The sequence below is a fragment of the Pseudoalteromonas sp. Ld19 genome, assembly GCF_045064135.1.
Taxonomy (GTDB): domain Bacteria; phylum Pseudomonadota; class Gammaproteobacteria; order Enterobacterales; family Alteromonadaceae; genus Pseudoalteromonas; species Pseudoalteromonas aliena.
This window is the reverse complement of the sequence record NZ_JBISHA010000021.1, coordinates 1-11,715: the sequence shown is the minus strand read 5'-3', so window position 1 is coordinate 11,715 and position 11,715 is coordinate 1. Positions and strand designations below refer to the sequence as shown.

The window sequence follows — 11,715 nt, the reverse complement described above, 5'->3', positions numbered from 1 at the left end:
TCTTAAAATAGGCTACTCGTCTATTTTGTTAAGTGTGTCTCTGCAGCGGCGCTCCGCTGTTACTAATTCCATCAGAACAACTTTAATGTCGTCCATTTGTTGTGATAGATCTGATTTTTTCTCTGCAATTAAGTCGAGCATAGTAACTAACTGTTTTGCGCTTGATTTATCTGCGTCGTACAGTTCAAACAAACGGCCCGTTTCGGCCAATGTAAAGCCAAGACGTTTACCGCGTAATATTAGTTTTAAACGCACTTTATCGCGCTTTGAATAAATACGGGTTTGTCCGTTTCGCTCAGGTGTAACGAGCCCTTGATCTTCGTAAAAACGAATAGAACGGGTGGTAATGTCAAATTCTTTAGCAAGTTCGCTAATGCTGAATGTTTGTTCATTACTGGCCGGCAGGTTGGCTGAGCTTGCAAAGTTTGTTTGATTATCTGATTTCATAGCTGTATTTACCTCATTCGAATAACTCCAATATAAGTGAAGTTTACGTAAAGGTAAAGCTTGGCGTGGTTCGAAACTATTTATTAAGGAATGTAAGTGTGAAATACCAAGTCATATTGTTAATATTCAATGGCTTGTTTTTATTTTCTTGGTGCAGCTTTACAGCTGAAGAGTAATGCTTACACTTTTAAAACTAAAAATTAAACTGTTTTTAGTTGACGTTGGCGTAAACGTTAGTATTGTGTAGGGTAATCGAATACTAAATTAATAGAGCAAATATACTAACAACTATTTGCATATAAATACAACGGAGTTAGTTATGACTTTAGAATCAGTGGTAATTGTAGCAGCAAAACGCACCCCAATGGGTGGATTTATGGGAGCGTTAAGTGATGCGCAGTCTACCGAGCTTGGCGCTACCGCCATTGCAAGTGTACTTGCACAAACTGGTTTAGCTAATGATGCAATAGACGAAGTAATTATGGGTTGTGTATTACCCGCAGGCCTTGGGCAAGCGCCCGCACGACAAGCCATGTTAAAAGCAGGGCTTGCACTTAGCACAGGTGCTACAACAATTAACAAGGTATGTGGCTCTGGTTTAAAAGCCGCTATGCTTGCAAATGACTTAATTAAAGCGGGCTCTATACACTCAGCTATTGCCGGTGGTATGGAAAGCATGACTAACGCACCGTACTTTATTCCAAAAGCGCGTGGCGGAATGCGCATGGGTCACGGTGAAATAAAAGATCACATGATGAGCGATGGCCTTGAAGATGCTTACGATAACAAAGCAATGGGCTGTTTTGCACAAGACACCGCCGACGAATACGGCATTGGCCGCGAGCAAATGGATGCGTTTGCACTGGGCTCATTAAGTAAAGCAAAAGCGGCAATACAAAACGGCAGTTTTGATAACGAAGTTGCCCCACACACGATGCAAACACGCAAAGGTGATGTAACAGTATCGATTGATGAGCAACCTGGTAATGCCCGCCCTGAAAAAATACCAAGCTTACGTGCAGCGTTTAAAATAGACGGCACCATTACAGCGGCTAATTCATCGTCAATTTCAGACGGTGGCGCAGCACTTATATTAATGAGCGAATCAAAAGCAAAAGAGCAGGGCTTAACACCGCTTTGTAAAATTGTGGCGCACAGTACGCATTCTCAAAAACCAAGCGAGTTTACCGTAGCGCCAGTAGGGGCGATGAATAGCGTGCTTGAAAAAGCAGGTTGGGCTGTAAACGATGTTGACCTTTGGGAAATTAACGAAGCATTTGCCATGGTAACTATGCTGGCTATTAACGAGTTAAAACTTGATGCAAGCAAAGTAAACGTCAATGGCGGCGCGTGTGCATTGGGTCACCCAATTGGTGCAAGCGGCGCGCGCATTTTAGTCACACTTATTCATGCCCTTAAAAACCGTGGCCTTAAAAAAGGCATTGCCTCTTTATGTATTGGTGGCGGTGAAGCAGTTGCAATGGCTGTTGAGGCATACTAAGTAATATTTAAACACTAAAATACGCAGCACCAAAATCAATAATAAAGCTGCGTTTTTTAAAATAAAAACAAACACACTGACACAATAGGATTTAACCATGCACCAAGTTCCACTACTTATAGACGGCGAATTTATTCAATCAGTATCAAAAGAGCTTATCGATGTGATAAACCCTGCAACTCAAGAAGTACTTGCACAAGTGCCATGTACCACAGAGTCAGAAATGGACGCGGCAATTGCCTCAGCCTCTGAGACGTTTAAAGCATGGAAAGACGTACCCATTACTGAACGTGCTCGCATTATGATGAAGTACGCGGCGCTATTAAAAGAACACCACGATGAGCTTGCTACCATTATTTGCCACGAATTGGGTAAAACATTTGAAGATGCAAAAGGCGATGTGTGGCGCGGTATTGAAGTAGTAGAACAAGCAGCGAATGCTCCATCATTAATGATGGGTGAAACAATGGAAAACGTAGCGCGTAAAATCGATACGTATTCTTACATGCAGCCACTTGGTGTATGTGCGGGTGTAACACCATTTAACTTCCCTGCAATGATCCCCCTTTGGATGTTCCCGCTGGCTATTGTGTGTGGTAACACCTTTATTTTAAAACCGTCTGAGCAAGATCCACTTACACCGATGCGCTTAGCAGAGCTATTTATTGAAGCAGGCGCACCAAAAGGCGTATTACAAGTTGTTCACGGTACAAAACCACAAGTAGACCGTTTACTAGAAGATAAAGCCGTACGTGCTATTTCGTTTGTTGGCTCGTGTGGTGTAGGTGCTTATATTTATTCTAAAGGCACACAAAACCTAAAACGCGTGCAAGCGTGTGTTGGCGCTAAAAACCACATGGTTATTATGCCTGATGCAAGTAAATCGCACGTTGTAAATAACCTAGTAGGCGCATCAGTAGGTGCTGCTGGTCAGCGTTGTATGGGTATTTCTGTTGCTGTATTTGTAGGCCAAGCAAGTCAGTGGGTAGATGAAATTAAAGCCGGCTTTGAAAATGTACGCCCAGGCGTGTGGGATGATGCTAATGCGGCATACGGTCCACAAACATCAAAAGCAGCAAAGGCACGTATTTTATCACTCATTGCTGGTGGTAAAGAGCAAGGCGCTACCTGTTTAATTGATGGCTCTGACTTTACAGTTGAAGGGTATGAACAAGGTAACTGGGTTGGCCCAACGTTATTTACCGATGTAACCAAAGAGATGGATTTATACAAAGAAGAAATATTTGGCCCCGTACTGGCGTGTATGTTTGTAGACACGCTTGATGAAGCAATCGCCCTTATTAACGACAGCCCTTACGGTAACGGCACCTCGTTATTTACCTCAAGCGGCGCAGTGGCTCGTAAATTCCAACACGAAATTGAAGTAGGCCAAGTCGGTATTAATGTGCCAATTCCGGTGCCTCTGCCGTTCTTTTCGTTCACTGGTTGGAAAGGCTCGTTTTACGGCGATACTCACACGTACGGTAAACAAGGTATTCGTTTTTACACAGAAACTAAAACGATTACCTCACGTTGGTTTGAAGATGATATTGCGTCGGGTCCAAACATGAGCATTAACTTAAAATAATCGTAATTAAAAAATGAGTAAATAAAAGAATAATTAATTATAAAGATGGGCGCGAAGGCTACTTCACACACAACACACATAAGCCTTCGCCGCTCGTCACGAACGACTCCCGTAACGGGAAACGCTAACAACACAACTTACACAATTAAAGAGGTCTAACATGGACTTTAACTTATCTGAAGATCAACAAGCCTTTGCGCAAACAGCACGCCAATTTGCCGAGTCGGAACTCGCACCCTATGCAGCAAAATGGGATCGCGAGCATATTTTTCCTAAAGACACGATTAAAGCAGCGGGCGAGCTTGGTTTTTGTGGTTTATACACGCCAGAGGAAGCAGGCGGCCTTGGTTTATCACGTTTAGATTCGAGCATTATTTTTGAACAGCTTGCTATGGGCTGTACAGCAACTACGGCCATGTTAACCATTCATAATATGGCCACGTGGATGGTAGCAAGTTTTGGTACCGATGCAGTTAAAGACAAATACGTAGAGCAATTAGTCATGGGCGAGCTACTTGCCTCTTACTGTTTAACAGAGCCTGGCTCTGGCTCAGACGCCGCGTCACTTAAAACAAAAGCCGTGCTTGAGGGCGATGAGTACGTTATTAACGGCTCAAAAATGTTTATATCGGGCGCTGGCGAAACCGAAGTATTAGTGGTAATGGCACGTACAGGCGGCGAAGGCGCAGCGGGTATTTCGGCATTTGTAGTGCCTGCCGATGCAAAAGGTGTTGAATACGGCAAAGCTGAGGAAAAAATGGGTTGGAACGCACAACCTACACGTCTAATTAGCTTTGAAGATGTCCGCATTCCTGCGCACAACTTATTAGGTGCTGAGGGCGAAGGCTTTAAATTTGCGATGCAAGGCCTTGATGGTGGTCGAATTAACATTGCCACATGTTCAATTGGTACAGCCCAAGCAGCACTTAATACCGCCCGCGAATATTTAAAAGAACGCACCCAATTTGGTAAGCCACTCGCTGCGTTTCAAGCGTTGCAATTTAAAATTGCCGATATGAACACCGAGCTTGTAGCCGCGCGCCAAATGGTCAGGCTTGCTGCATTTAAACTTGATAATAACGACGTTGAAAAAACCACTTACTGCGCCATGGCTAAACGCTTTGCTACCGATGTTGGTTTTAGCGTGTGTAACGACGCACTGCAAATTCATGGTGGTTACGGTTACATAAAAGAATACCCGCTTGAGCGCCATGTACGTGATGTACGCGTTCATCAAATTTTAGAAGGCACTAACGAAATTATGCGTGTAATTATTGCGCGCCGTATTTTGGCTGAGTCTGCAAGCGACGTTTTATAAGGAGCAATGTATGTCAGAATTTAAATCTAATCCGAGTATTGAACTTACAACGCAAGGTCATGTTGCTATTTTAACGATGTCTAATCCGCCAGCAAACACCTGGACAAAAGACACCTTAATTGATTTAAAAAACAAAGTTAACGCGCTTAATAACGATAAAAATATTTATGCCTTAGTACTGACTGGTGAAGGCGAGAAGTTTTTTAGCGCCGGTGCCGACCTAAATGTATTTGCCAGTGGTGATAAAGGCGTAGCCGCTGATATGTCACGTGTATTTGGTGAAGCATTTGAAGCACTTACTAATTTTAGAGGTGTGTCGGTTGCAGCCATAAACGGTTATGCAATGGGCGGTGGCTTAGAGGTTGCCCTTGCGTGCGACGTACGTATAGCAGAAGAGCAAGCACAAATGGCGCTTCCTGAAGCTAAAGTAGGGTTATTACCCTGTGCGGGTGGTACACAAAATTTAGCATGGCTTGTAGGCGAAGGCTGGGCAAAACGCATGATTTTATGCGGCGAGCGCTTAAATGCCGATAAAGCCCTGCAAATTGGCTTAGTAGAAGAAGTAGTACCACACGGTGAAAGCTTTGTAGCGGCATTAAAACTTGCAAACCAAGTAAGCGAGCAAAGCCCTAGTTCAGTCGCTGCGTGTAAAACATTGATTCAAAAAGGGCGCCATCAACCCATGGCAAGTGTATTGCCTCTTGAGCGTGAGTTATTTGTGGGTTTATTTGATACACAAGATCAACAAGAAGGCGTAAATGCCTTTTTAGAAAAACGCCGTGCTAACTGGGTAAACGGCTAATGAGTGCTTTAACATTATTAAATAGCGCCGATGAGCCCGTGTTATTTGAAACCGCAGCCGCAGAAAATGGCAGTTTAATAGGGCTAATTACACTCAATGTACCCAAAGCGTTAAATGCACTTAATTTTGAGATGATCAAATTACTTGAGCCACAATTGCGTACTTGGGCAACCGATACCCGCATTGCAATGATCATCCTCAAAGGCGCTGGCGATAAAGCATTTTGTGCTGGTGGCGATGTTGTCAGCCTTCATCATGCAATGGCGCAAGGTAAACCAACAAGCTTAGTGGAAGAGTTTTTTACACAAGAGTACAAGCTTGATTACCTTATTCATACCTTTGATAAACCAATCCTTGTTTGGGGTAACGGCATAGTGATGGGCGGCGGTTTAGGGCTAATGGCCGGTGCTAGCCACCGCGTTGTAACTGAAACATCTCGCATTGCCATGCCAGAGCAAACCATAGGTTTATACCCGGATGTAGGCGGCAGTTACTTTTTACATAAAATGCCACAAAGTGTGGGGCTATTTTTAGGGCTAACGTCGGCATCAATTAACTGCGACGACGCGCGTTTTGTATCGCTTGCCGATCACTTTATCGACAGCAACAAATATGAAGCCATGCTTGCGCAAATTTTAACTGCCAAGTGGGGCAAAACTGCAAGTTTAAATCATGAGCGATTAACCGATTTACTCACCGATTTAGATAACCAGTCGGCGCGTATGCCTAAAGGCAATATAAAGGCTAACCTAAAAACGATTCAAAAGCTGGGTGAGTTTACAACCTTGCAAGAACAGGTTGATTATATTTTAGGGCTAGTTACTGACGATAAATGGCTACAACGGGCTCAAAAATCACTTAAACACGGATGCCCACTAAGCTGCGCACTCGTTAGTGAGCAATTAAAAACAAGCCAAGGCAAAAGCTTATTAGCGTGTTTTAAAATGGAGCTAGGTATGTCGGTACGCGCTGGTGAAGTTGGCGAGTTTCAAGAAGGTGTAAGGGCGCTATTAATAGATAAAGACGGCGCACCTAATTGGCAATACAAAACACCAAGTGATGTACCACAAACAATAATAGACAGCTTTTTTGCTAATCGCTTTGGCGAAAATCACCCACTCAATGGCTTAGACACGCCATCACACACATAAAGGAAAGACGATGGCTAAACTCAATATTGGTTTTATCGGCTTAGGTAATATGGGCGGCCCAATGGCGGCTAATTTAATTAAAGCAGGGCATACTGTGAGTGTGTTCGATTTAAACCAGTCGGTCGTAAATGAACTAGCAAGCAAAGGCGCAAAAGCAGCGATTGATGCAAAGCAGTGTGCAAACAATGCTGACGTACTTATTAGTATGTTGCCTGCGGGCAAACATGTTAAATCGCTTTATTTGGGTAATAACGACGACAGCGGTTTAATTAACGTGCTGAGCAACAATACATTAGTAATTGATTGCTCAACAATAGATGCAGAATCAGCCCGTGTTGTAGGCAGTGCACTTAGTAAACAAGGCATAAGCTTTGTAGATGCACCGGTATCGGGCGGCGTTGCAGGCGCAACTGCTGGCACTCTTACCTTTATTGTTGGCGGCGAAAAAGCTGCATTCGATAAAGCAAATACATTGCTTAGTGATATGGGTAAAAACATATTTCATGCAGGCGATATTGGCGCAGGGCAAGTAGCAAAAATATGTAATAACATGCTACTTAGTATTTTAATGGCAGGTACCAGCGAAGCACTGCAAATGGGTATAAATAACGGCCTCGATCCTAAAGTACTTAGCGACATTATGACTGCAAGCTCTGGCCGTAACTGGACGCTTGAGCTTTACAATCCTTGCCCAGGTGTAATGGATACAGCCCCTGCAAGTAACGATTACAAACCAGGCTTTATGGTTGATTTAATGGCTAAAGATTTAGGCCTTGCCATGGAAGCCGCGCAGCAAAGTAATTCATCAACCCCAATGGCTTCAATGGCTAAAAATTTATACACTATGCTACAGCACCAAGGTGCGGGTAGTGATGACTTTAGTGCCATTTTTAAACTGTTTTCAAAGTAGGAGCAACGCGTGGAAATTAAAAATAACACGGTAGTAATAACCGGCGGCGCACAAGGTTTAGGCTTTGCAATGGCGCAAAAGTTTGCACTTATGGGCGCAAACATTGCTTTAATAGATATGGCACAAGACTTATTAAACACCGCATGCGAGCAGTTAACGCAACTTGAGGGTGTCACTGGCAGCATTAAAGGGTATGCCGCAAACGTAACCAATGAGAGCGAAGTAGAAAACGTATTTAATACTATTAACAGCGATTTTGGCCACGTTGGTGTGCTTATAAACAACGCCGGTATTTTACGCGACGGCATGTTTATAAAGGCAAAAGACGGTAAAGTCGTTAAAAAAATGTCTCTTGAGCAATTTCAATCAGTGATTGATGTAAACCTGACCGGTGTGTTTTTAGCAGGGCGGGAAGCGGCAAGCCACATGATTGAATCAGGCAAAGGCGGCGTTATAGTTAATATGTCGAGCGTAGCGCGAGCAGGTAACATAGGCCAAACAAACTACGCAGCATCAAAAGCAGGCGTGGTGGCACTTACCACCACATGGGCTAAAGAACTTGGTCGATTTGGTATACGTGTAGGCGCTATTGCACCAGGTGTTATAAGCACCGCCATGACCGACGCCATGAAGCCAGAAGCTAAACAGCGTATGCTGGCAGTAACACCCGTAGGGCGCTTAGGCGAAAGCGACGAAATTGCCCATACTGCACAATACATAATCGAAAACGATTTTTTTACCGGTCGCGTGGTTGAAATAGACGGCGGTATTCGTTTGTAAAACAGGCGGGATTAAGGTTGATTTAAAAAGCATGGCTGTTGTGGGCTGTGCTTTTTTGTTTAAATAAGGAGATTTATAATCTTGAAAAAGGACTAATAACGGCGTTGGCATTTTTGTTGTAAAACATGAGTAGGATACCCGTTGAATTAAAGCGTAGAACATTTTAGCGTTCTAATTAACTGCGTTAAAAACTTCTCATATAGACAAACAATATAACTAAATTTTTGCCTTGTTACTGAGCTATTTATAATCTTGAAAAAGGGCTAACAACCCCGTTAGCACCTTGTTGTAGTACATGGGTATATATTTGTGTGGTACGCACGTCGCTGTGACCTAGTTGTGTTTGTACTGTGCGTATATCAGCGCCATTTTGCAGTAGATGAGTAGCAAAACAGTGCCTTAATGTATGAGGTGTTATTATTTTTGTTAACCCTGATTTTTGGACGGCTTTTTTAACCTCTTTTCTAATACAAGAGTGATGAAAATGATGTCGCCTTATTTCACCACTTTGAGGATCTGAACTTAACATATGAGAAGGAAATAAATACTGCCATGCTAGTGTTTTTGCGGCTGAAGGATATTTTTTTGTTAAGGCATATGGCATCCACGCGCCGGCATATTTAGTGTTATTTAAATCAAGCTTTAGGTAGTCATCAACGTTTAAAATTTGAGTTCTCTGCATAGAGATCAGCTCTGTAGCGAGCGTTACAATACGATGTTTATTTCCTTTGCCATTCCATACTTGAATACATTTATAATCAAAATCAATATCTTTCACCCTTAATTGCACCGCTTCCATTACTCTTAAACCACTTCCATACATAAGGGCTGCAATTAAATAATAGCGCTTATTTAAATGAGCCATCAACATTTTAACTTCCTCTGGGGTCATCACGACAGGGAGCTTTGCTTGTTTTTTACTACGGGCAAAATTTAAATTTAATGAAAGTTCGTTTTTTATTATGTGCTTGTATAAAAATGACAATGAATTGAGTGCAGTCGCTTGCGTACGTGGTGCAACGTTTTGCTTTAACACTAAATGTTCTAAGTAGCGCTCGACTTCATTGTCTCCCATTGAGGCGGGATGGCGTTTATTATGAAAATGGATATAAGATGCAATCCATCTTAGGTAAGTATCTACGGTGCGTAATGAATACTGACGTACCAACATATAATCGGCTATATAATTTAAAAATGGAGAACGTGTTTTCATATTATCATTAATAATACTGTATTTATATACAGTGCTGTTGTGCTGCACCCATATTCAAGAAAATGAGCGACGAGCGCATTTTGCCTTTTATTGAGAGTTTGAGTGCTAATAAAAAATTATATATAGCAATGTGTTAAGTTATTTGTTAAAAAAGAATTATTGAATACATGAGCGTGACATTGGCAGATATATGCGCGATGAGCGCACTATAAAATTGTTATGTTTACTTTTCATCATTGGAGTTCAATTGATAAATATCGTTAAAAAATTATTACTAATATTTTGTAGTATCTTGCTTTGTGGGTGTGTCACAACGAACCAATCGATTGAAAGAAAAAATTATTTTCCTTGGGAGAATGATACTGGTTATGCGCAAGTAGTAAAAAATAATAACACTTTATATATCTCTGGTATTACGAGTGAAAAAGTTAGCTTTGAAAATCAAGTAGATGATATATACACTAACATCAAGAAGATACTGGCTGATTATAATGTTGGAACAGATGCTATCGTAAAAGAGGTTATCTTCACTACTGACATTGAAAAGTTAAAGTCGGCTATCCCAACACGTAAGGCTCACTTTGACGGTAAATATCCGTCTGCCAGCTGGGTTGAGGTAAAAAGACTATGGAGTGAATCACACTTTTTAGAAGTTGAAGTTGTTGTTGTGTTACCGTAAACATAACAAGCTAATAAATAAGGACAAAAAACAGTTGGCTGTTTTCGTTCCTCAACATTTTAGCCAACAATTTTTTGCCCATTATTAGGGCGTTAAGTTTCTAGAGGGTACATGGAGTATTTCGTACACAATGGGTATTGCGGTTGGGCTTACGGCACACCAAGTAATCCGCAAATTATACTAGAGAGCGATGCTATTAAACTTATGCAAGTTGCTGAATTGAATATTGAGCAAATTTCAACTCAAATACCACCTGCGCAGTTTGCGGAAGAAAATACAGAGTTATATAAACTATTTGGTAAAAATAGATTTTTGCAATACGGAAAAATCTTAGATTGCACCGATATTAATCAAGCCAGAATAAGTGAACCCTTAGATGTCGTCTGGAATGAAACTTAACAAGCCAAGTCAGCGGGAATTTTACTCGCTGTACAACGCTCATAAAATCCCCTGCTTGGGGCGTTAGTTTGATAGGTAAGTTCCGTGGATAATGAAATATTGATACTTTGTTTGGGAGTTGTATCCCCTACATTCTGGTTAGCTAAGTTGCTCAAGGCAAAGTTTGACAAGAATAAGGTCATACGGAAATTGAATTGGCTTTATTTTCTATCGTCAATAGTGTGCGCTATTTGGATGTATTTTGTTGTCGAACCATCGAACTCGATAATGTATATTGTCTTACCTGTGATTTTGCTTTCGCGTTGTTCGGAAATATTATATGCATTTCTCATTGATGCTTATGACAAGATCTCAGCCCAAGATCAGTCTAGTAATTCGACTCCGCTACCAGCTAAAGAATGGTGGCACTTTGAAATTGGTAGTGAACCGATTGAAATGCATCATCGAATGGTCTTTGCGCTGAGGAGTTATATTGAACTGATCATTAACTTTTCTGTGTTATATTTTCTGCTACCCTGCGAACAATGGAAAGAGCTAAAAGAACCATTGACTGTTGTTGATACTCTATATTTTAGCGGAGTGACTATTACTACTCTTGGATATGGCGACATAACTCCCACAGGGTGGTTTCCTAAGTTTTTGAGTGTGTACGAGGTTTTTTGTGGTTTCACATTATTAGTTGTTTGCTTTGCTGTATATTTGAGCAAAAAATCAAACTAACAAAGCATTTAAGAATGATTCGCAACGCTTGGCATTTCGCTTCGCTCAAGTATAGCCAAGCGCTGCTCACACCTTAATGCGGCGTTGAGGCTGTAGAATTACTCTTTTTAGGAACGTATTCTACTATTTTAAATTGATTGTTTTTTAACCTTGAATCCATCCGTTCGCTGTGATCTAATAGATATTATTCACCCACGGTAAACTGTT

The 11,715-nt window shown here is 41.6% G+C and carries 12 protein-coding genes; 10 read left to right on the top strand and 2 right to left on the bottom strand.

The annotated features are described in order from the left end of the window. Nucleotides 1–12: 12 nt before the first annotated feature. Nucleotides 13–447, bottom strand: coding sequence for a MerR family DNA-binding transcriptional regulator (locus ACJJVZ_RS11950; protein WP_077537935.1), 435 nt, complete (start codon nucleotides 445–447; stop codon nucleotides 13–15). 319 nt (nucleotides 448–766) lie between these two features. Between ACJJVZ_RS11950 and ACJJVZ_RS11945 the strand changes: the two genes are divergently transcribed. The 7 genes from ACJJVZ_RS11945 (at nucleotide 767) to ACJJVZ_RS11915 (ending at nucleotide 8,497) form a co-directional block, all read left to right on the top strand. Beyond that, the gene (locus ACJJVZ_RS11945; RefSeq protein ID WP_405600703.1) at nucleotides 767–1,948 is read left to right on the top strand and encodes a thiolase family protein; all 1,182 of its coding nucleotides are present in this window, start codon (nucleotides 767–769) and stop codon (nucleotides 1,946–1,948) included. A gap of 97 nt (nucleotides 1,949–2,045) precedes the next feature. Beyond that, nucleotides 2,046–3,536 carry a CoA-acylating methylmalonate-semialdehyde dehydrogenase gene (locus ACJJVZ_RS11940; protein ID WP_193155396.1) on the top strand — a complete coding sequence of 497 codons (1,491 nt, stop codon included), beginning with the start codon at nucleotides 2,046–2,048 and terminating at the stop codon, nucleotides 3,534–3,536. Nucleotides 3,537–3,696: 160 nt separating this feature from the next. Continuing rightward, nucleotides 3,697–4,854 carry an acyl-CoA dehydrogenase family protein gene (locus ACJJVZ_RS11935; RefSeq protein ID WP_405600700.1) on the top strand — a complete coding sequence of 386 codons (1,158 nt, stop codon included), beginning with the start codon at nucleotides 3,697–3,699 and terminating at the stop codon, nucleotides 4,852–4,854. A 10-nt stretch (nucleotides 4,855–4,864) separates the two neighbouring features. Next, nucleotides 4,865–5,656 carry an enoyl-CoA hydratase gene (locus ACJJVZ_RS11930; RefSeq protein WP_405600698.1) on the top strand — a complete coding sequence of 264 codons (792 nt, stop codon included), beginning with the start codon at nucleotides 4,865–4,867 and terminating at the stop codon, nucleotides 5,654–5,656. Continuing rightward, nucleotides 5,656–6,807, top strand: coding sequence for an enoyl-CoA hydratase/isomerase family protein (locus ACJJVZ_RS11925; protein ID WP_405600696.1), 1,152 nt, complete (start codon nucleotides 5,656–5,658; stop codon nucleotides 6,805–6,807). Before ACJJVZ_RS11930 ends, ACJJVZ_RS11925 begins: the two co-directional genes overlap by 1 nt. A 10-nt stretch (nucleotides 6,808–6,817) precedes the next feature. Then, nucleotides 6,818–7,717: a 3-hydroxyisobutyrate dehydrogenase gene (mmsB, locus tag ACJJVZ_RS11920; protein WP_405600694.1), complete on the top strand. Its 900-nt coding sequence runs from the start codon at nucleotides 6,818–6,820 to the stop codon at nucleotides 7,715–7,717. Nucleotides 7,718–7,726: 9 nt separating this feature from the next. Then, nucleotides 7,727–8,497 (top strand): SDR family oxidoreductase, encoded by a 771-nt coding sequence (locus ACJJVZ_RS11915; protein WP_405600691.1) that lies wholly within the window; start codon nucleotides 7,727–7,729, stop codon nucleotides 8,495–8,497. A 244-nt stretch (nucleotides 8,498–8,741) separates the two neighbouring features. On the opposite strand, the gene ACJJVZ_RS11910 is transcribed toward ACJJVZ_RS11915, so the two are convergent. After that, complete coding sequence (locus ACJJVZ_RS11910; protein WP_405621645.1) at nucleotides 8,742–9,710, bottom strand: integron integrase; 969 nt, start codon at nucleotides 9,708–9,710, stop codon at nucleotides 8,742–8,744. A 190-nt stretch (nucleotides 9,711–9,900) separates the two neighbouring features. Between ACJJVZ_RS11910 and ACJJVZ_RS11905 the strand changes: the two genes are divergently transcribed. The 3 genes from ACJJVZ_RS11905 to ACJJVZ_RS11895 all read left to right on the top strand — a co-directional run bounded on the left by ACJJVZ_RS11905 (nucleotide 9,901) and on the right by ACJJVZ_RS11895 (nucleotide 11,508). Further along, complete coding sequence (locus ACJJVZ_RS11905) at nucleotides 9,901–10,389, top strand: RidA family protein (protein ID WP_405596933.1); 489 nt, start codon at nucleotides 9,901–9,903, stop codon at nucleotides 10,387–10,389. Between the two features lie 111 nt (nucleotides 10,390–10,500). After that, on the top strand, nucleotides 10,501–10,788 hold the full coding sequence (locus ACJJVZ_RS11900; RefSeq protein WP_405596936.1) for a hypothetical protein: 288 nt from the start codon (nucleotides 10,501–10,503) through the stop codon (nucleotides 10,786–10,788). An 84-nt stretch (nucleotides 10,789–10,872) separates the two neighbouring features. Next, the gene (locus ACJJVZ_RS11895) at nucleotides 10,873–11,508 is read left to right on the top strand and encodes an ion channel (protein ID WP_405596939.1); all 636 of its coding nucleotides are present in this window, start codon (nucleotides 10,873–10,875) and stop codon (nucleotides 11,506–11,508) included. The last annotated feature ends 207 nt before the right edge of the window (nucleotides 11,509–11,715 follow it).

What these genes read in the sequence shown, in the direction of transcription:
- ACJJVZ_RS11905 (WP_405596933.1), top strand. Translation starts at nt 9,901, where the DNA reads ATGCGCGATGAGCGCACTATAAAATTGTTATGTTTACTTTTCATCATT.
- ACJJVZ_RS11935 (WP_405600700.1), top strand. Translation starts at nt 3,697, where the DNA reads ATGGACTTTAACTTATCTGAAGATCAACAAGCCTTTGCGCAAACAGCA.
- ACJJVZ_RS11900 (WP_405596936.1), top strand. Translation starts at nt 10,501, where the DNA reads ATGGAGTATTTCGTACACAATGGGTATTGCGGTTGGGCTTACGGCACA.
- ACJJVZ_RS11940 (WP_193155396.1), top strand. Translation starts at nt 2,046, where the DNA reads ATGCACCAAGTTCCACTACTTATAGACGGCGAATTTATTCAATCAGTA.
- ACJJVZ_RS11925 (WP_405600696.1), top strand. Translation starts at nt 5,656, where the DNA reads ATGAGTGCTTTAACATTATTAAATAGCGCCGATGAGCCCGTGTTATTT.
- ACJJVZ_RS11910 (WP_405621645.1), bottom strand. Translation starts at nt 9,710, where the DNA reads ATGAAAACACGTTCTCCATTTTTAAATTATATAGCCGATTATATGTTG.
- ACJJVZ_RS11945 (WP_405600703.1), top strand. Translation starts at nt 767, where the DNA reads ATGACTTTAGAATCAGTGGTAATTGTAGCAGCAAAACGCACCCCAATG.
- ACJJVZ_RS11930 (WP_405600698.1), top strand. Translation starts at nt 4,865, where the DNA reads ATGTCAGAATTTAAATCTAATCCGAGTATTGAACTTACAACGCAAGGT.
- mmsB (WP_405600694.1), top strand. Translation starts at nt 6,818, where the DNA reads ATGGCTAAACTCAATATTGGTTTTATCGGCTTAGGTAATATGGGCGGC.
- ACJJVZ_RS11950 (WP_077537935.1), bottom strand. Translation starts at nt 447, where the DNA reads ATGAAATCAGATAATCAAACAAACTTTGCAAGCTCAGCCAACCTGCCG.